Here is a 23,509-nt window from a genome sequence, read left to right as displayed (position 1 = left end):
TAAATCATATAGCCGACACCCTGCTGATGTGATATATTCGCGCCTCTTTTAGCCTTAGAAGACTCTAGAGGACTAAGAAAGTATGTTATCTCAGTACATGGAACAAATTGAAACCATCGGCCTGAACCTGTTTTTTGCCGCGATATTTTTCTTTATCGGCATGGCCATCCACGATGTGCTTAAACAAGGTAATGTGCCGAAATTTGGTCGATTTATTGTGTGGTTAGTGTTATTTCTCGGCTGCGCCGGGTTTATTGCAAAAGGTATTATCCAGATGTCCTGGGAAGGTTCGGGCATCGGTTAAACAATAAGAACATGGCAAAAGAAGCAACAGATAGAACAACCATTGACCTTTTTGCCAATGAAAAGCGCCGGGGCCGCCCACGTAGCAATCCTTTGTCCCGTAGCCAGCAACTTAAGGTCAATAAGCGCAACCAGATCCAGCGGGATAAAGCCAAAGGATTAAAGCGAATAGAGTTAAAGGTGTCACAAGATTTATATGACGCCTTGAATGAGCAGGCATTGGCCAGTAACATCAGCCGAAGCCAGTTAATCGAATTAATTCTTCAGCAAAAAATTGAATGCTGAGCAATCGATAGCAGCAAGATTAACGTATAAGTGAACTAGACATAAAGGATAGACAATGGCAACTGTAGGTCTTTTTTTCGGTAGCGACACAGGCAACACCGAAGCTGTCGCCAAGATGATCCAGAAAAAACTGGGTAAGAAAATGGTTGAGGTGAAAGATATCGCCAAGAGCACCAAAGAACAGATCGCAGAATACGACCTGCTGCTGTTCGGCATCCCAACCTGGTATTACGGTGAAGCACAGTGCGACTGGGATGACTTTTTCCCTGAATTAGAACAGATTGATTTTACAGATAAACTGGTTGCTATCTTCGGTTGTGGTGACCAAGAGGACTACGCAGAATACTTCCTCGATGCCATGGGCATGGTGGGCGATATCGTTCAAGCACGTGGCGGTATCATCATCGGTCACTGGCCAACGGCAGGTTATAACTTCGAAGCGTCAAAAGGCTTAGTCGATGATGACCACTTCATCGGTTTAGGGATTGACGAAGACCGTCAACCAGAGCTGACTGAAGAGCGTGTGGATGCTTGGGTTAAGCAAATCTACGAAGAAATGTGCTTAGCCGAGTTCGAAGACTAAGCTCAGTTCCGTAAAAAAAGCGGCCGAAACGCCGCTTTTTTTATGTGTGCTCTCCCGATTAATGAAAGCGATACACTCAATGGCAACCACAGCTCCCCAATGGGACATCTTTTGCTGCGTCGTCGATAATTACGGCGATATCGGCGTCACTTGGCGCTTAGCCAAACAGCTGGTCAATGAATATCAGCTCCCCATTACACTCTGGGTCGATGACTTAAACAGCTTCTCGCATATTTTACCAAGCCTTGACCCAAACCAAAGCAGCCAAGTCTTTAATGGCGTCACCATCAATCATTGGACAACGCCCCTGCCCGTGGCATTTGTGCCCGGCGCCGTGTTAATTGAAGCCTTTGCCTGCGAACTGCCTGACGAGGTCAAACAACAACTCATCACGCTGCACAGCACCACACCGCAAGCTGTGCCTGTATGGCTGAATTTAGAATATTTAAGCGCCGAAGACTGGGTCGATGGCTGCCATGGGCTACCCTCGATGCAGGCAAGCGGCATCAAAAAGTATTTCTTTTTCCCGGGTTTCACCCCAAAGACGGGTGGACTGATCTGTGAGCGGGAGCTGTTTGCCGAACGCGATGCATGGCAACAGGATAGCGCCAATAAACTGCAATTATTTGAGCGTCTTGGTCTTAAGGATATTCAAGCGCAAGATACTGTCTACAGCGTCTTTAGCTATGAAACTGATTCTCTGCCGGCCTTGTGTGAGCTCTGGCAAGCCAGTGCAACAAGCGATGCCACAATCCATGCGCTTATTCCCAAGGGACGCAGCTTAAACAGTTTACAACACTTATTACCCTGCAAGGTTGAGGCGCTCAGCCCCGGACAGCAAATTAAGCTAGGTCATTTGACCCTGCATATCTTGCCGATGACAGACCAACAAGGGTTCGACCGCCTGCTGTGGAGCTGCGACTTTAATATTGTCCGCGGAGAAGATAGCTTCCTGAGGGCGCAATGGGCCGCTAAACCCTTCATTTGGCATATTTATCCGCAAGAAGATGATTATCATCTAATAAAATTAGAAGCTTTTATTCAACTTTACTGCGATAATCTGCCCCCTGATATTGCCGACACTTGGTCTAAATTGAATGTTGCATTTAACCAAGGCGAGCAATCTGCCGTGAAAACTCACTGGCAAAACCTAAATCCTGTCAGTTTGCCACTCTTGCAACATGCTAAAGATTGGCCAATTGACGCAATAAATGCTGCAGATCTTGCGACTCGGCTAGTCCAATTCGTCAAAAAAAGCTAAGATGCTGCGCTGAAATAGAAAATCGACATATAGGAAATTGTGTAATGAAAACTGCTCATGAAGTCCGTCCTGGTAACGTGATCATGTTTGAAGGCAGCCCATGGGTTGTACAGAAAACAGAAACAACTCGTTCTGGCCGTAACGCTGCCATCGTTAAGTTAAAGCTGAAAAACTTACTGCTTAACTCTGGTACTGAAACCACTTTCAAAGGTGAAGATAAGATTGACGATATTATCCTAGATCGTCTGGATTGTACTTATTCTTACTTTGCTGATCCTATGTACGTGTTCATGGATGCAGAATACAACCAATACGACGTAGAAGCTGAGAACTTAGGTGACGCAGCGGCTTACATCGTTGACGGTATGGAAGAAACTTGCCAAGTAACTTTCTACGAAGGTAAAGCAATTTCTGTTGAAATGCCAACCACTATCGTACGTGAAGTGATCTACACTGAGCCATCTGCTCGTGGCGATACTTCAGGTAAAGTGATGAAGCCAGCAACTATCACTGGCGGCGGTACAATCAGCGTGGCTGACTTCGTTAAAGTTGGCGACAAGATTGAAATCGACACTCGTACTGGCGAATTCAAGAAGCGCGTATAATCGCCCTTCCCACTCCCAGATAAAAAAGCCAGTGCCTGCACTGGCTTTTTTATTGCCTCGAATTTGATGCTTCTAACGGTTTGCTGCCGGACAGTTATCACATGGAATTGGGTATCGAGGTAAACAGCGAAGAGTTCTTTAGTGGCGCGAGCCAGTCAACACGCTCAATAAACGTTAGCAATAAACCTTCGCAATAAACGTTGGCAATAAAAAAACCAGCCGTAGCTGGTTTTTTATATTTACTGCATCGCAGCTTAGGCAATCAAGATAAAGCCAAAGAACGCAATCACAGCGGCAATTAACGCATAGGGTAACTGAGTCACCGCATGGCTCACTAAGTTACAACCAGAGCCTTGTGCGGCCAATACGGTTGAATCTGAGTAGAAACACGCTTGGCTACCAAATGATGATGCCGACAGCAGCGCACCAATCACCAGTGGAATATCCGCACCAACCGATTGCGCCAGTGGCATCACAATTGGAATGGTCACCGCAAAAATACCCCAGCTTGAACCCGTCGCAAAAGCAAGGATAGCCATAGAGAGGAATACTACCGCAGGCAACATCTTAGGCGTCATGAATGGGCTCAATGATTCAATTACATATTGTGGCAGCAGCAGCGCATCACACACATCCTTAAACACGAATGCGGCGATCACGGTACCAATGGCGGGCAACATGCTCTTAAAACCATCGATCATCTGATCCATCATCTCTGACAGTGGCATTAAACGCTGCACCGCATAGTAAGGCAGCGTGATAACTAATGTCGCTAACAAGCCCTTCCACACGTCGATATCAAAATAAACGGTAAAGGCAACCAGTAGCAGAATAGGCACCAAAAAGTTGTGCAGCTTGCCCTGATTGTCGGCATGCTTAAACTCTTCTTCAATCGCAGCAATCGCGTATTCGTCTGAAGTTTGTACCTGGTCTAAATCGACTTGCGCCTCAGCAGGTTCACCTTGGGCGGCGCGCAGCTGGGCTTTTTTCATCGGACCAATGGCAGGCACAACACCTAACACCACCAGTAACACCATGGCTACGGCTAACCAAGCGTAAAGCATGTAGGGGATCGCCTGCATATATACGCTAATGCCCTGACCTTCTGCCGCCACACCGTTATCAACAAGCAAGCCACCAAAGAATACTGCCCAGGTGGATAATGGCACGAGCACGCAAACTGGCGCTGCGGTAGAGTCAACCACATAGGCCAGCATTTCACGGGACACTTTAAACTTATCGGTCACACGCTTCATGGTTTCACCCACGGTTAACGCGTTCAGATAGTCATCGATAAAAATCACAATCCCGAGAATAAAGGTCATAAACAGGGAGGATTTAGGGCCTTTAGCAAATTTCAACGCATTTCGACCAAACGCCAGTGCACCACCAGTACGCACTAACAGGGCAATTAACGCACCAAAACAACCACAGACTAAAATCAACCAACCGATGGTTTCATCGGCCATGACTTTTAATGAAGTACTGGCGAAATTATTTAAGACTTGCGACGGATCGAGTAACAGGAAACCAGTTACCGCACCAATGATCAGAGAAAGAATGGGGCGGCGTAACCAAATGGCCAACACCAATACCACCAGAGGTGGAATAAGACTTAACGCTGTCGGTTCAGACATGCACTTAGGTCCTCTAAATAAGTTGCCTAAAGGCAAAAGTTTTTAGAACAGCGCCTGAAATCACCTCGATAACGGACGCCAATATTGCTGCTTCATGATGACTAACTCCGCTGATAAAACCTGCTAAAAGCTTGTTATCTTAGGTGCCTTGCCAAAAACATCGCGCAGAAAATAAAGCGCATCGAATATCGAGTCAACCATAAATTTATGCTAACCATAAATAATTTTTAATACTGAAATAAGCATTGATATATCCGACTGATTTTAAATGACTTTTAACCAGTTAAAAGAAATCTTTATTTGACCTTAAATGCTTAATAAGCATTCAGTTAATCTGCCTAAATATCAAAAAATGGCTGAATGCCCGATAAAACCCCATTAACTAAAATCACCGCCAGTAAATCAGCGGTTAAGCAAAAACTGATTAACAATTTTATTAACATTTAACCTCTGAGTGGATTTTCAAGTTTCTAAAAAGTGAGCCGAAGCTTAAGCGAGCCGCTTGATAGTCGCAAAGGCTATCCCCACTGAAACGGGCAGTTCAATAGTTTTTAAAAGTTACAGTTTTCAGCATATATAACTTGTTTTAATTTATTTAAAGCTTAGTTAAAGCATATTTAACTGGAGAGTTTGATGAAAAAAACTTGTTATTTGTGCTCCCCCCCCCTTCCTTAAGCCAAATAATTTCGTTATGGTGCACAAACTTAAGCCTAAATTAACTGCATGTTTCGAGGTGTAAATGCGCCCTATCATCAAGTCCAACAAGTTGGATACTGTTTGCTACGACATCCGCGGCCCAGTGCACAAGGAAGCCAGACGTTTAGAGGACGAGGGACACCGCATCCTCAAACTCAACATTGGTAACCCCGCCCCCTTCGGTTTTGAAGCGCCGGAAGAAATTGTGCGCGATGTGATCCTCAATCTCCCCAGTGCCCAAGGCTACTGTGAGTCAAAAGGATTATTCTCTGCCCGCAAGGCGATTGTGCAGCATTATCAAGCGCAGGGCATTCATGGCGTCGATATTGAAGACATCTATATCGGTAATGGTGTATCTGAGCTGATTATGATGGCCATGCAGGGCTTATTAAACACCGATGATGAAGTGCTGATCCCCTCACCCGACTATCCGCTATGGACCGCGGCGGCGAATTTAGCCGGCGGTAAAGCGGTGCATTATCGCTGTGATGAAGAGGCGGATTGGTTCCCGGATCTTGATGATATTAAGAGCAAAATTTCGTCTCGTACCCGTGGTATTGTGTTGATTAACCCAAACAACCCAACGGGCGCGGTCTACAGCAAAGAATTACTGCTGCAAGTTATCGAGCTCTGCCGCGAGCACAACCTGATCCTGTTTGCCGATGAAATCTACGATAAGATTTTATACGACGAGGCCAAACATATTCCGGCCGCGAGCCTCTCTGACGATATCTTAACCGTGACCTTTAATGGTCTTTCAAAAGCCTATCGCGCAGCGGGCTTTCGTGTCGGTTGGATGATGTTGTCTGGCAATCTTAAGGCTGCCAAGAGTTATATCGAAGGTTTAGAGATGCTCTCCTCGATGCGCTTGTGTGCCAACGTGCCGAATCAACACGCGATTCAAACCGCGCTCGGAGGTTACCAAAGCATTAATGAGCTGATTTTACCTAGCGGCCGCTTAACCGTGCAGCGCGATACCTGTTATGAGTTATTGAACCAAATTCCCGGTGTGAGCGTGAAAAAGCCCAAGGGGGCACTGTACGCCTTCCCCAAATTGGACATGAAAAAGTTCAACCTCAGGGATGATGAGCGCTTAGTACTCGATTTACTCAGGGATAAAAAAATCCTCCTCGTGCACGGCAGCGCCTTTAACTGGCCAGAGCCAGATCACTTAAGAGTCGTATTTTTACCCTATAAGGAAGATTTGACTAAAGCATTGACAGAGTTTGGCAATTTCCTCGAGACCTACAAACAATAATGTTTTAGTCTCACCGCCAAGATGACCATTAGGTTAACCTCGACTAAAGCGATCCTCTGGGTCGCTTTATTTTTTGCAGTGCGTAAAAACTCTTCAATCATTCCACTCACTTATCCTCTTGCCTGTGTTAGGCTAAAGCTTCATCGCCGTACTTTTTATGCAGTATTTTAAGCCACGCTTCTCGCCGATTTATCTCGAGTTGAGTGTTTGCGGTCCGGCATTCATATAAAGGAGCATTATGAGTCATTTATTTGCCCACCTCGCCCGAATGAAACTTATCCAGCGCTGGCCCTTAATGTACAACGTGCGCACCGAAAACGTTCAAGAGCATTCACTGCAAGTTGCCATGGTCGCCCATGCCCTCGTGATTATCAGTAATAAGAAATTTGGCACCACGCTCGATGCCCATCAGGCGACCAGTTTAGCGATTTTCCATGATGCCAGTGAGATTTTAACTGGCGACTTACCGACTCCGGTAAAGTACTTTAATAAAGAAATCGAAGCCGAGTATAAGAAGATTGAGGCCATTGCCGAGCAACGCATGCTCGATATGGTACCCGATGAATTTAAAGAGGATTATCGCAGCCTTTTTATTAGCGATTACGCCGATCCGATTTACAAAGCCATAGTCAAATCCGCCGATACCCTGTGCGCTTACCTTAAATGTCTAGAGGAAAACCGCGCCGGCAACACCGAATTTAATACCGCGCGTAAACGACTCGAAGCCATGCTGGCGGCCAATCCCGATCCGGCGGTGAAATATTTTATGGATTGCTTTGTGCCAAGTTTCACCTTGAATTTAGACGAAATTAACAAGATGTTGTGATGTATCACTCTCGCTAGGAATGCATATGAGCTCAAGTGTTTGGCAAGAACGCCGCCATGGCGAAGATAAACAAAGACGTAATGATCATCGAAGCCCTTTCCAAAGGGACAGAGCAAGGATCCTCCACTCCGCCGCCTTTCGCCGCCTACAGGCCAAAACCCAAGTGCTTGGGGTGGGCATGAATGACTTTTATCGCACACGCTTAACCCATTCACTCGAAGTGTCACAAATCGGCACCGGCATCGCGGCGCAGCTCAGCCGCAAGTATCCCGAGCATAAGCCCTTATTAGGCTCGATGAGCCTACTCGAATCCCTCTGTCTTGCCCACGATATTGGCCATCCGCCCTTTGGTCATGGCGGTGAAGTCGCACTCAACTATATGATGCGCCACCACGGCGGCTTTGAAGGCAATGGCCAGACGTTTCGTATTCTCTCGAAACTCGAGCCTTACACCGAGGCCTTTGGGATGAATCTGTGCCGCCGTACTATGCTCGGCATTTTAAAATATCCCGCGCCGCAATCACTGCTATTTGTGCCTGGAACACATCCTGAAATCACCAATCACAGACAGCTTAAACCGTCACAATGGCCGCCTGTTAAAGGCATATTCGACGATGATAGTGACATTTTCGATTGGGTACTGGAACCCTTATCCGTTGCCGATAGAGCGCGCTTTACCTCTGTTCAGCCGAGCCTGCAGCCAAACTACCCGCATCTACGCACTCAGTTTAAATCCTTCGATTGCTCGATTATGGAACTGGCAGACGACATAGCCTACGCCGTGCACGATCTTGAAGATGCGATTGTCATGGGCATAGTTACCGCCTCACAATGGCAACAGGATGTGGCGCCGACACTTAAGCACAGTGGCGATCCTTGGATCCGCCAGGAGCTTGCCGATATCGGCACTAAGCTCTTCTCCCATGAACATCATCTGCGAAAGGATGCCATCGGTACCTTAGTAAATGGTTTTGTCACCGCCATTATCATCAACGACGATCCGGCCTTCGAGGAACCGTTGCTGCGGTTTAATGCGAGCCTCGAACCCGAATTTGCTAATGCGCTCAATGTGCTAAAGCAGTTAGTGTTTAAATACGTTATCCGTAAACCTGAGATCCAGATGCTGGAATACAAGGGCCAACAGATAGTGATGGGACTCTTCGAAGCGTTCGCCTCGGATCCCGAGCGGTTATTACCACTCAATACCCAAGAACGTTGGCGCACCAGCGAGCAGCAAGGCCAAAACAGCCACAGGGTGTTGGCAGATTATATTTCTGGCATGACGGATGAATTTGCCGGAAGACTGTACCAGCAGTTATTTAGCCCCAAGGCCGGCTCGAACGTGGAACTCAGCAAAGAGATGTAGCGCTGAACAGGCAATAAAAACCACCTTGCGGTGGTTTTTTATTATCAGTGCGTTCCGCAAGTAAACGGCTTAGAGTCCGCCAATCGCATCTTTACACAATTGAGTGATACGCGCCCAATCGCCCTGCTCCATTGCATCGGTTGGGGCAATCCAGCTGCCGCCGATACAATCCACATTTTTAAGCGCTAAGTAATCTTTATAGCTGCTTGGCGTAATACCACCCGTTGGGCAGAAACGGATATCCGCTAATGGGCCAGAGAATGCTTTTAGCGCATCCACACCGCCCGAAGCTTCCGCTGGGAAGAATTTAAAGTGAGTGTAACCGAGCGCCATGCCCGTCATCACTTCGGAGATGCTGGCAACGCCAGGGATCAAAGGCACAGGACCTTGCATACCCGCTTTAAGCAGCTCAACCGTCGCCCCTGGGGTGATAATAAATTGTGCACCGGCAGCAATCGCTTGATCGAGCTGGGCTTCATTTAAAATGGTACCCGCGCCAACAAGTGCCTCAGGCACTTCTTGGGCGATTTTAGTGATAGCTTCGAGGGCGCATGGAGTACGTAATGTCACTTCCAAAACGCTAATCCCGCCAGCGACCAAGGCTTTTGCTAACGGCACCGCATGTTCAATCTTGTTAATGACCATAACAGGAACAATAGGGCTGCGTTTAAAAATATCTTGTGGTTGTAATGACCAGTTATTCTCAAGCATTGCGGTATTCTTCCTTTGTATTAATAAAGTTCGTCAATGGCGCTGGTACTGCGCGCACCGGTTTCTGGACTGCTTAAATTTGAACGCAGTGCCCCAAACAACTCACGGCCCATTCCATAGCGTGAGTGGCGTAAATCAATTTCAGCGGCGGTTCTCGCGGCAAGTTCGGCATCCGAGACCAATAAGCTCAGCTCACCGGTCAGCGCATCGACACGAATAAGATCGCCATCTTGCACTTTGGCAATCAGCCCGCCATCGATAGCCTCTGGCGTTAAGTGAATCGCTGCTGGTACTTTGCCCGATGCGCCCGACATTCGACCGTCGGTCATTAAAGCCACTTTAAAGCCTTTATCCTGCAAAGAGCCTAACAGCGGCGTTAACTTGTGCAGCTCTGGCATACCGTTCGCTTTCGGTCCTTGGCCTTTTACGACCACCACACAATCTCGGTCTAATGCACCGGATTTAAACAGCGCATCGAGTTTATTTTGATCGTCAATCACCACGGCAGGCGCTTCAACTACACGGTGTTTTTCTTGCACGGCTGACACTTTAATCACAGCACGGCCCAAGTTGCCCTTAAGCAGTTTTAAGCCACCGTTGTTTTGGAAAGGCGTAGCCACAGACGTTAATACTTCGGTATCTAAGCTCACGGTTGGACCATCGACCCAGCGCAGCTCGCCATCGAGTAATTTGGGCTCTTGGGTGTAACGACGTAGACCAAAACCGGCAACTGTGTTGACATCCTCGTGCAGTAGGCCCGCATCAAGTAATTCCTTGATAAGGAAAGCCATACCGCCTGCGGCGTGGAAGTGGTTAATATCCGCATGACCGTTTGGATAAACACGGGCCAGCAAAGGAACCGCATCGGATAGTTCTGAAAAATCATCCCAGTTAACGATAATGCCGGCCGCACGTGCCGCCGCCACAATGTGCATGGTCAAGTTAGTTGAACCACCCGTTGCCAGTAGCGCCACTATGCCGTTCACCACGGATTTCTCGTTAACCACTTCACCGATTGGGCTGTATTGAGTACCCAGTTCAGTTAAGCGGCACACCTGCTTGGCCGCCATTTTATTCAGGGCTTCACGCAGTGGGTCGTCAGGATTCACAAAGGATGAACCCGGCAATTGCAGCCCCATGACTTCGAGCATCAGCTGGTTCGAGTTAGCCGTACCGTAGAAGGTACAGGTACCAGCGCTGTGGTAAGACTGCGCTTCAGCTTCAAGCAGCTGCGCTCTATCGACTTTGCCTTGGGCAAATTGCTGGCGAATACGGGCCTTTTCCTTGTTAGGAATTCCCGACTTCATTGGCCCTGCAGGCACAAACAGCATAGGTAAATGGCCAAAACTTAAGGCGCCAATCAATAAGCCCGGCACGATTTTGTCGCAAATACCCAGTAATAAGGCGCCATCAAACATGTTGTGGGATAAGCCCACCGCCGTCGCCATGGCAATCACTTCACGACTCAGTAAGCTCAGTTCCATCCCGGGTTGACCTTGAGTCACACCGTCACACATCGCGGGTACACCACCTGCAACCTGTGCAACACTGCCCACTTCCTGACAGGCTTTTTTCAGCAGTTCAGGATAGGTTTCATAGGGTTGGTGTGCAGACAACATGTCGTTGAATGCGGTAATAATCCCGATGTTGGCTTTGGTCAGTTGACGTAATGAATTTTTGTCATCTGGACTACAAGCAGCAAAACCGTGGGCTAAGTTGCCGCAGCTTAACGAGCTACGGTGTACGCCATGGTTACGAGCATCATTTAACGCGGCTAAATACGCTTCACGAGATGCTTTGCTACGGGCAATAATTCTATCGGTAACAGATTGAACGACTGAGTGCATGAGAGTGACTCCTTAAGCGCTCCAGAACACGTCAACGGGCGTTTTACGCTGCGCTAACACGGCTCTGATGGGCATAGCATTAACATCATCATTTTCTAAGGCTTGACGATATACGGATAATTTCTGTTCCCCGACCAAATGCAGATAAATCTGTCTGCTATTGAGGATCGCATTCTTAGATAATGTGATCCGGCCATGGGGCGCCGTGGTGGGATTGGTTGCCACACACAGGGCTTGAGTGCTCAAGGTATCATTTAACTCGGCGCTGCAAGGGAACCATGAGCAAGTGTGACCATCATTGCCCATACCGAGCACCACCACATCGAAGGGACGCGGGAAATTAGACAGCGACTCGGCGGTCATATCGGCGCCCGCTTCAGCGGTGGAAAACATGTTCTTTAATCCACGGAACTTGGCATTGGCCGCGCGGTTTTGCAGTAAATGTTCACGCACTAACCGCTCATTCGATGCACTGTCTTCCACATCTACCCAGCGCTCATCGGCGAGAGTGACATAAACATCACTCCAATCGATGGATTTCATGCTGAGGAGCTCAAACAGTTTCAGCGGTGTTGAGCCGCCGGAGACGACTAAGCTTGCCTTACCACGGGCATCCACGGCCTCTTGCAACTGGCTGGCGATCTTATTCGCCAACTGTTGCTCGAGCGCTGCGGGTGTATCAAAGGATTTAAATACGGTTTCTTTAATCATCGAAGCCCCCTATTCATCCCACGAACGGCCGTCTTTGGTGATCAGCGCGACCGACGCTACAGGTCCCCAAGTGCCCGCAGGATAAGGTTTCGGTTTCTCGTTACTTTGTTCCCATGATTGGATGATGCCATCCACCCAAGTCCAAGCCTGCTCCACTTCGTCACGGCGAACGAACAGCGCTTGGTTACCGAGCATGGCTTCGAGCAACAGACGCTCGTAAGCATCGGCGATACGCTCGTTTTTAAAGGTATCCGAGAAACTCAAGTCGAGTTTAGTGGTTTGTAAACGTTGCTTCTGCTCTAGCCCCGGCACCTTGTTCATCATCTGGATCTCAACCCCTTCATGTGGTTGCAGACGGATGGTTAACTTGTTAGGTGGCAAGTTACGGTAACTTGAGCGATACAGGTTGTGGGGTGGGTTTTTAAAATACACCACAATTTCAGAGCTCTTGAACGGCATGCGTTTACCACTACGCAGATAAAATGGCACGCCAGCCCAACGCCAGTTGTCGATATCGACACGCAGCGCCACAAAGGTTTCAGTGTGGGACTGAAGGTTAGCGCCCTCCTCCTCTAAATAGCCTGGCACTGGACTGCCTTTTAGGAAGCCTGCACTGTACTGACCACGGACAGTGTTTTCATAGACATTGTCGGCATTGATTGGGCGTAGCGACTTCAGTACTTTCACTTTTTCATCGCGAATACTGTCGGCATCTAAGTTAACTGGTGGATCCATGGCAACCAGTGTCAACACTTGCAGTAAGTGGTTTTGGATCATATCGCGCATCTGACCGGCTTTGTCGAAGTAACCCCAACGGCCTTCGATACCCACTTCTTCAGCAACGGTGATCTGGACATGGTCAATGGTCCGGTTGTCCCACTTAGACGCGAATAACGAGTTAGCGAAACGCAGTGCAATCAGGTTTTGGACCGTCTCTTTACCTAAGTAATGGTCGATACGATAAACTTGGTTTTCTTTAAAATAGGCAGAAACTTGATCGTTAATCACACGGGAAGAAGCGAGGTCAGAGCCAATGGGCTTTTCGAGTACCACGCGAGAATCGCTATGGATAAGATTTTGTTCGTGTAAACAGCGGCAGATATCGCCAAAAATCGCAGGAGGGGTGGCAAAATAACTGACCATGACGCGATCTTCTGGTTTGAGCAATTCATGGAAGGCGCTGTAGCCTGCAGATTCAGTGAAATTTGTGCCGACATAATGGCAGCGGGACAAGAAGCGTTGGACAGTCTCTTCGCAGAGGGCTTCTTTTACGAAGGTTTTTAACGCAAGGATGACGAGTTCTCTAAATTCATCCTGACTGAACTCATCTTTGGCAACCCCAATGACTTTGGTGTTTTTATCCAGAAGTTCAGCTTTATCTAGCTGGTATAAAGAAGGTAACAACTTGCGTCGTGCCAAGTCGCCTTTAGTACCAAAGAGTACGAAGTCACAAGCTTTGGCGCCTGATGTTGTTTTGCCCATTGCGTTACGCTCTCCTTTGTATGTCGTGTCCCTTCATGCCAATGAAGAAATCCACACTTTTGTTGTAATATAACAACAGAATTTGTTAAATGCATCTATTTTTATCAATATTAACATTCTTGCTAACTAGGCACCTAGGGCATAAATCTGATATGCTTTTTGTGCTTAAATTACTGATGATAGTAAATTCTTATTTCAAAAATGTACTTAAAACTTACTTAAGCAGTGTCGATTAGTGAGATCCTGAAACAGATCAGCAGCACTAAACAAAAATAAATAAAATTACATTCTCAATTTAGCGGACGTACGCGTATGAATACCCTAGAAAAGGTTCAAAAAAGCCTCACCCATTTTAGTAAGTCAGAACGCAAGGTTGCAGAGGTGATCTTAGCCTCTCCGCAAACAGCTATTCACTCCAGTATTGCCACGCTAGCTAAGATGGCAGATGTGAGTGAACCTACTGTGAACCGTTTCTGTCGCCGCTTAGATACTAAAGGCTTTCCTGATTTTAAGTTACATCTGGCGCAAAGTCTCGCAAACGGTACGCCTTATGTGAGCCGCCATGTGGAAGAAGATGACTCTCCTGAGTCTTACACGACAAAAATTTTCGAATCATCAATGGCTTCCTTAGATACAGCACGTCAAAGCTTAGACGTCACTGCCATCAATAAAGCCGTGGATATTCTGACCCAAGCCAAAACCATCTCCTTCTTTGGCTTAGGCGCTTCGGCCTCCGTTGCCCATGATGCCCAGAATAAATTTTTCCGTTTTAATGTGCCTGTCATCTGTTTTGACGATGTTCTAATGCAGCGCATGAGCTGTATTAACAGCAATGAAGGCGACGTTGTGGTGCTGATTTCCCATACAGGTCGCACTAAATCATTGATTGAAATAGCGCGTTTAGCGAGAGAAAACGGCGCAGCAGTGATTGGTATTACAGCTCGTAACTCACCGTTATCTATGGAATGTACACTGCCCGTGACGATGGAAGTGCCTGAAGATACCGATATGTATTTACCAATGGCCTCGCGTTTAGCGCAATTGGTGACTATAGATGTATTGGCGACTGGCTTTACCCTACGCCGCGGCCCGCGTTTCCGTGACAATTTAAAACGTGTGAAAGAAGTGTTGAAAGAGTCTCGTATCAATAAAGATCCGATACTGTAATTCACTTCCTATCTTAAAAAAGGCTAGTGCAAATCGTCCGTCTAGCCTTTTTTAAAGCAAATTTCAGCGATACCTCACAAATTTGAAACATAACTTTAGATCAATTTGATTGTAACTTTACTACATAATTTGGAATTGCATGGTAATATAGCCCCAAGATTTTTTAACTTTAACGGAGTATCTTATGTTCCGCAGAACCAAAATCGTCACCACTCTGGGCCCCGCCACTGACCGTGACGATAACTTACGCCGTATTATCGCGGCAGGTGCAAACGTTGTTCGTCTTAACTTCTCCCACGGCTCCCCCGAAGATCATCTCAAACGCGCGACTCAAGCTCGCGAAATTGCAAAAGAATTAGGTGTCCATGTTGCTATTTTAGGTGACTTACAAGGTCCTAAGATCCGTGTATCTACCTTTAAAGACAACAAGAAAGTTCAACTGAACTTAGGTCAAGCCTACATTCTGGATGCCGAGTTAGGTAAAGGCGAAGGCGACGAGAATCAAGTCGGTATCGACTATAAGCAATTGCCAGACGATGTGAATGTTGGCGATATCCTGATGCTCGACGACGGCCGCGTTCAACTGCGTGTTGAGCGCGTTGAAGGTCGTAAAGTGCACACGACTGTTACCGTTGCAGGCCCTCTATCAAACAATAAAGGGATCAACAAACAAGGTGGTGGTCTTTCGGCAGCGGCTCTGACTGAAAAAGACAAGGCAGACATTCTGACTGCGGCCATGATCCAAGTAGATTACTTAGCCGTGTCTTTCCCACGTAGCGGCGCCGATCTGGAATACGCGCGTTCTTTAGCGCAACAAGCTGGCAGTAATGCACTGATCGTCGCAAAAGTAGAACGTGCTGAAGCCGTTGCTAGCGAAGAAGCGATGGATGATGTGATTTTAGCCTCTGACGTAGTCATGGTTGCCCGTGGTGACTTAGGGGTTGAGATTGGTGACGCAGCACTGGTTGCAGTGCAGAAGAAGCTTATCGCCCGCTCTCGTCAACTGAATAAAATCGTGATCACTGCGACTCAAATGATGGAGTCAATGATTTCGAGTCCAATGCCAACTCGCGCGGAAGTCATGGACGTGGCCAACGCCGTGCTCGATGGTACTGACGCTGTGATGCTGTCTGCCGAAACCGCTGCTGGTGACTTCCCAGAAGAAACCGTTAAGGCGATGGCGAATGTGTGTATCGGTGCCGAATCTCATCCAAGCGTGAAAGTGTCTAAGCACAGATTAGATGCACGTTTCACTTCAGTTGAAGAAACGATTGCACTCTCTACTATGTATGCTGCTAACCACTTAGAAGGCGTTAAAGCAATTATTGCTTTAACTGAGTCTGGCGCAACACCTAAACTGATGTCACGTATCAGTTCATCTTTACCGATTCTTGGTTTATCACGCCATGAGACAACGCTGGCGAAGATGGCACTGTACCGTGGTGTGTTACCGATTTACTTCGACTCAACCATTTATCCTGCCGATGAGTTAGCGCAAAAAGCGTTGGAATCATTAACAACGGCGGGTTATCTGCAGAGTGGCGACTTGGTATTAATGACCAAGGGCGATGCGATGGAAACTATCGGCGGCACTAACACTTGTAAAGTGTTGATCGTTGCTTAATCTTTGCTGATTGGCGTTAGCTAGACGTACAAAGTAAAGCTAACCGTCATTAAGCTTAAAAACAAAAACCACCTCAAGTGAGGTGGTTTTTTATATGTTGTCAGGCTAGAAACGATTGCAATCGTGCTAGCAGACCAGATTAAAGGGCTTCAAAATCATTCACATTGATGGCCGCTAAGCGCAACTTATCGGCATGTAACAGCTTTTGATGTTCATCTTGAGTCACAGTGCCCTGCTCCAGCGCTTTAGCAAATAACACTAAGTTAGGCACTTTGGCTGGCAACTCACCGGCGCGTTGTGCTTTCTTGAGCTTCTTGTAAATCTCTTTACAGGCATATTGCGCCACGAAGGCCTGTTCAACCTCAGCAATACCCCCCACGTCGCCTTCAAACTCTGGGCATAGGAAAGTAATGCGTTCACGGGCAGGACTTGGTTTTAACATGCCAGAGACCAATTCAGTCGCCATTTTATCGCTAGGCGCAGTGAAATGGTTGCCGATGGGGAAAATCAGCGCACGTAGCAGCCATGCAAATGGGCGGTTCGGGAAGTTACGGATCACTTCTTCAAGCGCTTTAGCTGCTAAGTGCAAGCGATTTGCCATTACATAGCGAACCACAGGTAAATCGTCCTGTTGACGGCCATTGTCTTCAAACAGTTTTAAGGTGGCTGAGCCTAAGTACAGCTGGCTTAACACATCTCCCATACGTGCCGACAACATTTCCTTACGCTTCAAATCGCCGCCCATGATCAGCATTGAAATATCTGTCATCAAGGCTAATGCCGATGAAATGCGCGACATGTCTTTGTAATATTGCTTGGTTTCGCCGCTCACTGGCGCACTGCCGAAACGGCTGGCAGTCAAGGCGTTGAATAAGGCACTGAACGCGTTGCGAGTGGCGTAACCCATATGGCCCATTAACAGCGAGTCGAAACGCTCGAGCGCATCGTGCTCGTTTTCCATCGCCGCAGCTTCCATTTCGGCCAACACATATGGATGGCAACGGGTCGCACCTTGACCAAAGATCATCAAGGAACGCGTCAAAATGTTCGCCCCTTCAACGGTAATCGAAATCGGATTCGACATATAAGGGTGGCCTAAGTAGTTTTTAGGTCCTAATTGGATGCCCTTACCCGACTGAATATCCATCGCATCGTTCATCACCGCACGGCCAAGTTCAGTCATGTGGAATTTAGCAATTGCCGTCACCACTGAGGGTTTAACTTTAAGATCAATCCCCGTAGTGGTTAAACGGCGCGCCGCTTCCAATTGATAGGTATTGGCGATAATGCGCGCCAGCGCTTCTTGCACACCTTCAAAGTTGCCAATCGCCATACCAAATTGATGACGCACATAGCTGTAAGCCGTTGTGGTTTTGGTCGCCATATGGCCAGAGGCCGTAGCCAATGCAGGCAGAGAAATACCGCGACCCGCCGATAAACATTCAACCAGCATACGCCAGCCTCTGCCCGCAAACTCAGGACCACCGATGATCCAATCCAGCGGAATAAAGACTTCTTCGCCCTTAGTGGTCCCGTTCATAAATGCCATGTTTAGCGGATTATGACGACGGCCAATGATCACACCAGGATGATCGGTTGGGATCAAGGCGCAGGTAATACCTAAATTCTTTTTATCGCCAAGCAAACCATCAGGGTCGCGCATCTGGAAGGCTAAACCTAATACGGTTGCCACTGGTGCGAGGGTGATATAACGCTTGTCCCAGGTTAATTTAAGGCCTAAAACTTCTTCGCCGTTAAACTCACCACGGCAAACAATACCCACATCGGGGATAGCGCCCGCATCACTACCGGCTTCAGGACCAGTTAATGCAAAACATGGGATCTCATCACCCTTGGCTAATGCAGGTAACCAGCGCTCCTTTTGCTCTTTGGTACCATAATGAGTCAAAAGCTCACCTGGGCCTAATGAGTTTGGCACCATCACAGTGACCGCGGCACTCACACTGCGGCTGGCTAATTTACTCACAATCGTCGAGTTGGCGTAGGCAGAAAACGCACGACCACCAAACTTTTTCGGGATGATCAGTGCAAAGAAGCCTTCTTTTTTAAAGTAGTCCCACAGCTCTGGTGGCAAATCCTTACGATTATGCACAATGTCGAAATCATCGATCATCTTCAGGGCGGTCATCACCTGATTATCGATAAAGTCTTTCTCTTCAGCCGTCAGGGTTGGTTTACCGTAGCTGTGCAGGGTATTCCAATTCGGATTACCGCGGAATAGCTCGCCTTCCCACCACACATCACCCGCTTCCATCGCTTCGCGCTCGGTATCGGATAATGGCGGTAATACTTTTTTAAAGAAGTGAAACACAGGCTGGGTGATAAATTGCATCCGAAGGCTTTTTACTGCAAACAGCCCAATAATCGCAATCAGGGCAATAATTATAATCGTCAACATAATCAAGACCTTTTATTAAGAAGCCACGGGGACTGATACGCCCGCAGCCATGTAGGGGATCACTTTACGGATCACGGCTTCGATGTCGTTATGCTCACCAAATTCGGCCGCGGCAATATCATTGAGCGCATCGGCTGACGCCATGGTGAAAACAATCGTGCCTAGGGTAAAGTGTAAGCGCCAAAACATTTCAGCAGGAGGAATATGCGGAGCACTGGCCGAAACAGCTTTAACAAAGGTGTCTAAATGCTGCCCATAGTGGGTGGTGATAAACCAACGCAGGTGCCCTTGGCTTTCAATGTAACCGCGACCCAGCAATTGTAGGAAAATTGTCGTGCCTTCGGTGCGCAGCTCGTTCAAATCCAATAATGGATCGACTAACGCAGAGAAAATCTCCTCTAACGAAGCTTGTGTTGGCGCAGTATGCAAACGTTTTATGGCCGTCGATGCGGCGGGCATAAACACGTCTAAATAGCGGGCTAACACGGCGCGGATTAACTCTTTTTTAGAGCCAAAGTGATAGTTCACCGAGGCTAAGTTAACCTCCGCCTTGCTCGTGATAAGTCGCAATGACGTCTCAGAAAACCCCCTTTCGGCAAATAGCTTCTCTGCGGCATCAAGTATTCTAGTTTTTGTATCGGATCGACTTGCCATTCCGTGACCTTGAATTAATTTAAAACACTCGTTTAAATTAAACATTGGTATGGGAGTTGTCAAACGAAAAATGGCCAAATAAGCTGCGCCTTGCTGACATGGATTAACAGGCCACTCACATCCGTTGCAAAAAACCATGAAAAGTCATCAAGTCCTGTGCAAAAAACACTGTGCTTAGGTAGAATGCTTAACACAAAAACAACAAAGGACTGCAATACATGGCTATTCTATTGAATCGTCCCACCACTCTTGCGCTTACCATAGCGCTAACCTTAGGCCTAACCGCCTGTAATGATGCCCAAAGCAAGGCCGAAACCACTGCAGCAGCACCTGCTGCAACTAATGCTGCGCCCGATAAAGCTCAGGCCATCGCCTTTATTCAAGATGCTGAAGCCCACATGGCGCAGCTCTCTATCGAAGCGAATCGCGCCGAATGGATTTACAGTAACTTCATCACCGAAGATACCGCTGCACTCTCGGCCGCAGTTGGGGAAAAAGTCAGTGCCGCGTCGGTCAAATTCGCCACCGAAGCCGCCAAGTACGCCAATGTGGAACTCGATCCTGCCAATTCGCGCAAACTGAATATTCTGCGCAGCGCACTCGTGTTACCTGCGCCGCTTGATCCCGTCAAAAATGCTGAGCTGGCGCAAATCAGCTCCGAGCTCAATGGACTCTATGGTAAAGGCAAATACTGTTTCGCCGATGGCAAGTGTATGACCCAGCCAGAGCTGTCGAACCTGATGGCGGAATCGCGTGACCCAGCCAAACTGCTTGAAGCATGGAAAGGTTGGCGCGAAATTGCAAAACCGATGCGCCCACTATTTCAACGTGAAGTTGAACTAGCCAACGAAGGTGCAAAAGATCTAGGTTACGCTAACCTCTCTGAGTTATGGCGCAGCCAATACGATATGAAACCCGATGAATTTTCACAGGAGTTAGATCGTTTATGGGGACAAGTTAAGCCCCTCTATGAATCCCTGCATTGTTACGTTCGCGGCGAGCTGAATAACGAATACGGTGATGCCATCGCGCCAAAAACCGGCCCTATTCCCGCACACTTACTGGGAAATATGTGGGCGCAGCAATGGGGCAATGTGTACGATCTCGTCGCCCCTGACGATGCCGATCCTGGCTATGATGTGACGGAATTGCTCGAGCAGAAGGGCTATGATGAACACAAGATGGTTAAACAGGCCGAAAGCTTTTTCACCTCGTTAGGCTTTGCGCCGCTGCCAGACAGTTTCTGGAGTCGCTCTTTATTCTTGCAACCCAAGGATCGTGATGTCGTTTGTCATGCCTCGGCGTGGGATTTGGATAACCTCGACGATATTCGCATCAAGATGTGTATCCAGAAAACCGCTGAAGACTTTACCGTTATTCACCACGAACTTGGGCACAACTTCTATCAACGTGCCTATAAACAGCAGCCTTTCCTGTTTAAAAACAGTGCCAATGATGGTTTCCATGAGGCCATTGGTGACACGATCGCGCTATCTATTACCCCAAGCTATCTAAAACAGATTGGTTTGCTCGAAGACGTGCCCGATGCTTCCAAGGATATTGGCTTACTGCTGAAACAAGCTTTAGATAAAATCGCCTTCCTGCCCTTTGGTTTGATGATTGACCAGTGGCGCTGGAAAGTCTTTAGCGGTGAAATCACTCCAGCGCAGTATAACCAAGCCTGGTGGGAATTAAGAGAGAAATACCAAGGCGTTAAGGCGCCAACGGACCGCAGCGAAGCCGATTTTGATCCAGGTGCCAAGTACCATGTGCCCGGTAACGTGCCTTATACGCGCTACTTCCTCGCGCATATTCTGCAATTCCAGTTCCATAAGGCACTGTGTGATACCGCCGGCGATAAAGGACCTGTACACAGATGCAGTATTTATGGCAATCAAGCCGCTGGGGAAAAACTCAATAAAATGTTAGAGCTAGGTGCAAGTCAACCTTGGCCAGTTGCTTTAAAAGAAGTGACAGGTACTGAGGGAATGGATGCCAAAGCCGTACTCGATTATTTTGCGCCGCTTAAAACCTGGCTCGATGAGCAAAACACAGCGGCGAATCGTCAATGTGGTTGGTAATTAAAACCATGACGGAATGAAGCCTCTGACGTCAGTAACACCTAGGCTCTTAGGTGTGAAAATGTAACCGATAAAAATGCCCAACGATGTTGGGCATTTTCTTTTAAGCTTCGGCATTAATAACGAACGCGAGTAACAATCAGATAAAATCAATGCGTTCAGAAGCCTATTAACGCCAACCCATTCCCTTACGATTTGCCTCTTTGTTCTCAATCTTAAGCTGTTCGGATTTAGTGAGCATCACATACAAGGCGCCCGTGCCGCCCTGCTCGGTTTTCGCCGAATGATAGGCCAGCACCATATCAAGTTGAGACAACCAATGGCAGACGGCAGATTTCAACAGGCCAGCCACGGGTTTACTGTTATGACCCTTACCATGGATAAGCATGACGCAGCGTTCCCCATGGGCCTGCGCCGCTAACAGATAATTGAGCAACGCATCACGGGCCTGACTTAAACGGTAGGCATGTACATCTAATTCCATCTTAATGCTGTACTGCCCCAGCCTCAAGCGCTTAAACACTGCCCCTTGCACCCCTTCGCGCTTAAAACTGGCAATATCATCGGGCGCTATTATCGGGATCAAACTCAAATCCAAGGGCATACAGGCTAAATAAGCCTCGCGTTGCAACGCATCACGGCGCTGAAGTTGCTCCTCCGTTAGTGCCTTAGGTTGCAAATTCACCGCTTTCACATCACCCTTAAGTGGCACAACCCCCGCCATTTCCTCAAAAAACAGTGCTGATTCATCATCTAGCATGGCAAGCTCCTCCACTCTTAACGCTCAGTGTGCACTTTTAGAACAGAAACACACTTTGTAAACATTCAACCCTTTAGTTCAGCGGGCACCTCCATTATAGTGGCGCCATGAATGCTTGATTAGAATAATGTAATGAGATTTTTGCTGCTAGCCCTGATATGCCTATTGTCGCTTCCAAGTTTTGCAACTCCTGCAAAAGCCAAAACAACCATGACAACCGATCAGCTGATCAATGCGAATTATCCGCTGTTCAGTAAAGCATTTACTGAGCTTGCCCCCGAAGTCACCGCAGAGATTTATGCGAAAGATGCAAGCTATCTCTCTGAAAGTCAAAGTAAAGAAATCTATTATGGCCGCGACAGCATTGTTGCTATCTACCAACGTTTTTTCGATAAAATCCGCAATAAAAAGGCCCGTATCGATATCGATTTCCGGGTGCTCAACCGTAAGCTTTCGGGCAACAGCGCGTTCGACACTGGCTATTATTTAGTGCGTTTTTACCCCGCAGAAGAAACTGGCGAACCAGTGAGTGAATTTGCTGGCAAATTTGTGATTGGCACCCAAAAAGACTCTCAGCAGCGTTGGAACGTCACACTGGATATGAATAACCGTGCCGAACCCAGTTTCTATTTGAATGCCAAACCTGTACCCAATCTTTACTATGGCCGCCAGTTCCCACCATTACCGGACAGCCAAAAGAAAAAGCAGTAATCTATTATATTTTAAAGCATTACCATTATGACACACGACAAAACCTGCCCTTGCGGCAGCCCAAAAATCTATCAAGATTGCTGTCAAATACTGCATCTAGGGCTCGATTCAGGAGCACAACTGGCGACAAGTCCTGAGCAATTAATGCGCTCTCGCTACTGCGCTTTTGTGTTGAAAAATTTTGATTACATTATCAAAACACACCATGCAGCTTACCTCGATGGCTTAACCCTTGAGCAGCTCCAACAAGGTCCACATCCCGAATGGTTAGGGCTCGATGTATTATCCGCCAATGACACTACCCAGCCCGATGGCAGCAAGTTCGGTACTGTAACTTTCAAAGCCTGGTATAAAATGAGTGGCGAGATTGATGCCATTTACGAGCGCTCTGAGTTTATCTTCGAGCAAGGTCGTTGGTTTTACACTAAAGGCCATCAAATGCATGCCAAATTACCGGGGCGTAATGATCCTTGCGTCTGCCACAGCGGTAAAAAGTTTAAGCAGTGCTGCATGAAGGGTTAA

21 protein-coding genes are annotated in these 23,509 nt (G+C 47.5%); 13 read left to right on the top strand and 8 right to left on the bottom strand.

Annotated elements, in window-relative coordinates; translation table 11 throughout:
* Nucleotides 1-82: 82 nt before the first annotated feature.
* The 5 genes from CF168_RS10065 to efp all read left to right on the top strand — a co-directional run bounded on the left by CF168_RS10065 (nucleotide 83) and on the right by efp (nucleotide 3,037).
* Nucleotides 83-304: a DUF2788 domain-containing protein gene (locus tag CF168_RS10065; protein WP_007648263.1), complete on the top strand. Its 222-nt coding sequence runs from the start codon at nucleotides 83-85 to the stop codon at nucleotides 302-304.
* Nucleotides 305-315: 11 nt separating this feature from the next.
* Nucleotides 316-588 carry a LexA regulated protein gene (gene ybfE / locus CF168_RS10060; RefSeq protein WP_011622798.1) on the top strand — a complete coding sequence of 91 codons (273 nt, stop codon included), beginning with the start codon at nucleotides 316-318 and terminating at the stop codon, nucleotides 586-588.
* A gap of 55 nt (nucleotides 589-643) precedes the next feature.
* A complete protein-coding gene (gene fldA / locus CF168_RS10055; protein ID WP_011622799.1) occupies nucleotides 644-1,171 on the top strand; it encodes a flavodoxin FldA in 528 nt (175 codons plus the stop codon).
* Between the two features lie 79 nt (nucleotides 1,172-1,250).
* Entirely contained in the window at nucleotides 1,251-2,432 is a 1,182-nt protein-coding gene (gene earP, locus CF168_RS10050) for an elongation factor P maturation arginine rhamnosyltransferase EarP (protein WP_089067752.1), read from the top strand.
* A gap of 44 nt (nucleotides 2,433-2,476) precedes the next feature.
* Nucleotides 2,477-3,037 carry an elongation factor P gene (gene efp / locus CF168_RS10045; RefSeq protein WP_011622801.1) on the top strand — a complete coding sequence of 187 codons (561 nt, stop codon included), beginning with the start codon at nucleotides 2,477-2,479 and terminating at the stop codon, nucleotides 3,035-3,037.
* Between the two features lie 254 nt (nucleotides 3,038-3,291).
* On the opposite strand, the gene CF168_RS10040 is transcribed toward efp, so the two are convergent.
* Nucleotides 3,292-4,674 (bottom strand): Na+/H+ antiporter NhaC family protein, encoded by a 1,383-nt coding sequence (locus tag CF168_RS10040; RefSeq protein ID WP_011717101.1) that lies wholly within the window; start codon nucleotides 4,672-4,674, stop codon nucleotides 3,292-3,294.
* Between the two features lie 739 nt (nucleotides 4,675-5,413).
* On the opposite strand from CF168_RS10040, the gene CF168_RS10035 reads away from it, so the two are divergent.
* From CF168_RS10035 to CF168_RS10025, 3 genes are all read left to right on the top strand, one after another.
* Entirely contained in the window at nucleotides 5,414-6,628 is a 1,215-nt protein-coding gene (locus CF168_RS10035) for a pyridoxal phosphate-dependent aminotransferase (protein ID WP_089067751.1), read from the top strand.
* A 238-nt stretch (nucleotides 6,629-6,866) separates the two neighbouring features.
* The gene (gene yfbR, locus CF168_RS10030) at nucleotides 6,867-7,454 is read left to right on the top strand and encodes a 5'-deoxynucleotidase (RefSeq protein ID WP_089067750.1); all 588 of its coding nucleotides are present in this window, start codon (nucleotides 6,867-6,869) and stop codon (nucleotides 7,452-7,454) included.
* A gap of 25 nt (nucleotides 7,455-7,479) precedes the next feature.
* Nucleotides 7,480-8,820 carry an anti-phage deoxyguanosine triphosphatase gene (locus CF168_RS10025; protein WP_089067749.1) on the top strand — a complete coding sequence of 447 codons (1,341 nt, stop codon included), beginning with the start codon at nucleotides 7,480-7,482 and terminating at the stop codon, nucleotides 8,818-8,820.
* 69 nt (nucleotides 8,821-8,889) lie between these two features.
* Here CF168_RS10025 and CF168_RS10020 read toward each other — a convergent pair whose 3' ends face one another.
* From CF168_RS10020 to zwf, 4 genes are read right to left on the bottom strand one after another with little or no spacing between them, the layout of a single operon-like run.
* Nucleotides 8,890-9,531: a bifunctional 4-hydroxy-2-oxoglutarate aldolase/2-dehydro-3-deoxy-phosphogluconate aldolase gene (locus tag CF168_RS10020; protein WP_011622806.1), complete on the bottom strand. Its 642-nt coding sequence runs from the start codon at nucleotides 9,529-9,531 to the stop codon at nucleotides 8,890-8,892.
* A 20-nt stretch (nucleotides 9,532-9,551) separates the two neighbouring features.
* Nucleotides 9,552-11,378 (bottom strand): phosphogluconate dehydratase, encoded by a 1,827-nt coding sequence (edd, locus tag CF168_RS10015; protein WP_011717105.1) that lies wholly within the window; start codon nucleotides 11,376-11,378, stop codon nucleotides 9,552-9,554.
* A gap of 12 nt (nucleotides 11,379-11,390) precedes the next feature.
* Nucleotides 11,391-12,089, bottom strand: coding sequence for a 6-phosphogluconolactonase (gene pgl / locus CF168_RS10010; protein ID WP_089067748.1), 699 nt, complete (start codon nucleotides 12,087-12,089; stop codon nucleotides 11,391-11,393).
* A 9-nt stretch (nucleotides 12,090-12,098) separates the two neighbouring features.
* Complete coding sequence (gene zwf, locus CF168_RS10005; RefSeq protein ID WP_089067747.1) at nucleotides 12,099-13,571, bottom strand: glucose-6-phosphate dehydrogenase; 1,473 nt, start codon at nucleotides 13,569-13,571, stop codon at nucleotides 12,099-12,101.
* Nucleotides 13,572-13,883: 312 nt separating this feature from the next.
* On the opposite strand from zwf, the gene CF168_RS10000 reads away from it, so the two are divergent.
* Both CF168_RS10000 and pyk read left to right on the top strand, forming a co-directional pair.
* A complete protein-coding gene (locus CF168_RS10000; RefSeq protein WP_011622810.1) occupies nucleotides 13,884-14,738 on the top strand; it encodes a MurR/RpiR family transcriptional regulator in 855 nt (284 codons plus the stop codon).
* Nucleotides 14,739-14,922: 184 nt separating this feature from the next.
* A complete protein-coding gene (gene pyk / locus CF168_RS09995; RefSeq protein WP_088212341.1) occupies nucleotides 14,923-16,362 on the top strand; it encodes a pyruvate kinase in 1,440 nt (479 codons plus the stop codon).
* A 139-nt stretch (nucleotides 16,363-16,501) separates the two neighbouring features.
* Here the strand turns inward: pyk and CF168_RS09990 are convergent, their stop codons facing one another.
* Nucleotides 16,502-18,781: an acyl-CoA dehydrogenase gene (locus CF168_RS09990; RefSeq protein ID WP_089067746.1), complete on the bottom strand. Its 2,280-nt coding sequence runs from the start codon at nucleotides 18,779-18,781 to the stop codon at nucleotides 16,502-16,504.
* Nucleotides 18,782-18,796: 15 nt separating this feature from the next.
* Entirely contained in the window at nucleotides 18,797-19,435 is a 639-nt protein-coding gene (locus CF168_RS09985) for a TetR/AcrR family transcriptional regulator (protein ID WP_011622813.1), read from the bottom strand.
* A gap of 218 nt (nucleotides 19,436-19,653) precedes the next feature.
* Between CF168_RS09985 and CF168_RS09980 the strand changes: the two genes are divergently transcribed.
* Nucleotides 19,654-21,516: a M2 family metallopeptidase gene (locus CF168_RS09980; protein ID WP_089067745.1), complete on the top strand. Its 1,863-nt coding sequence runs from the start codon at nucleotides 19,654-19,656 to the stop codon at nucleotides 21,514-21,516.
* Between the two features lie 169 nt (nucleotides 21,517-21,685).
* Here CF168_RS09980 and smrA read toward each other — a convergent pair whose 3' ends face one another.
* Nucleotides 21,686-22,276, bottom strand: coding sequence for a DNA endonuclease SmrA (gene smrA / locus CF168_RS09975; RefSeq protein WP_089067744.1), 591 nt, complete (start codon nucleotides 22,274-22,276; stop codon nucleotides 21,686-21,688).
* A 132-nt stretch (nucleotides 22,277-22,408) separates the two neighbouring features.
* Between smrA and CF168_RS09970 the strand changes: the two genes are divergently transcribed.
* Together CF168_RS09970 and CF168_RS09965 are read left to right on the top strand one after the other, a co-directional pair.
* A complete protein-coding gene (locus CF168_RS09970) occupies nucleotides 22,409-22,987 on the top strand; it encodes a DUF4440 domain-containing protein (RefSeq protein WP_089067743.1) in 579 nt (192 codons plus the stop codon).
* A gap of 27 nt (nucleotides 22,988-23,014) precedes the next feature.
* Nucleotides 23,015-23,509: a YchJ family protein gene (locus CF168_RS09965; protein ID WP_011717112.1), complete on the top strand. Its 495-nt coding sequence runs from the start codon at nucleotides 23,015-23,017 to the stop codon at nucleotides 23,507-23,509.

Source organism: Shewanella bicestrii (assembly GCF_002216875.1).
GTDB classification, from domain to species: Bacteria; Pseudomonadota; Gammaproteobacteria; order Enterobacterales; family Shewanellaceae; genus Shewanella; species Shewanella seohaensis.
The sequence above is the reverse complement of the archived record's forward strand: the minus strand, read 5'-3'. Positions and strand labels throughout refer to the sequence as shown.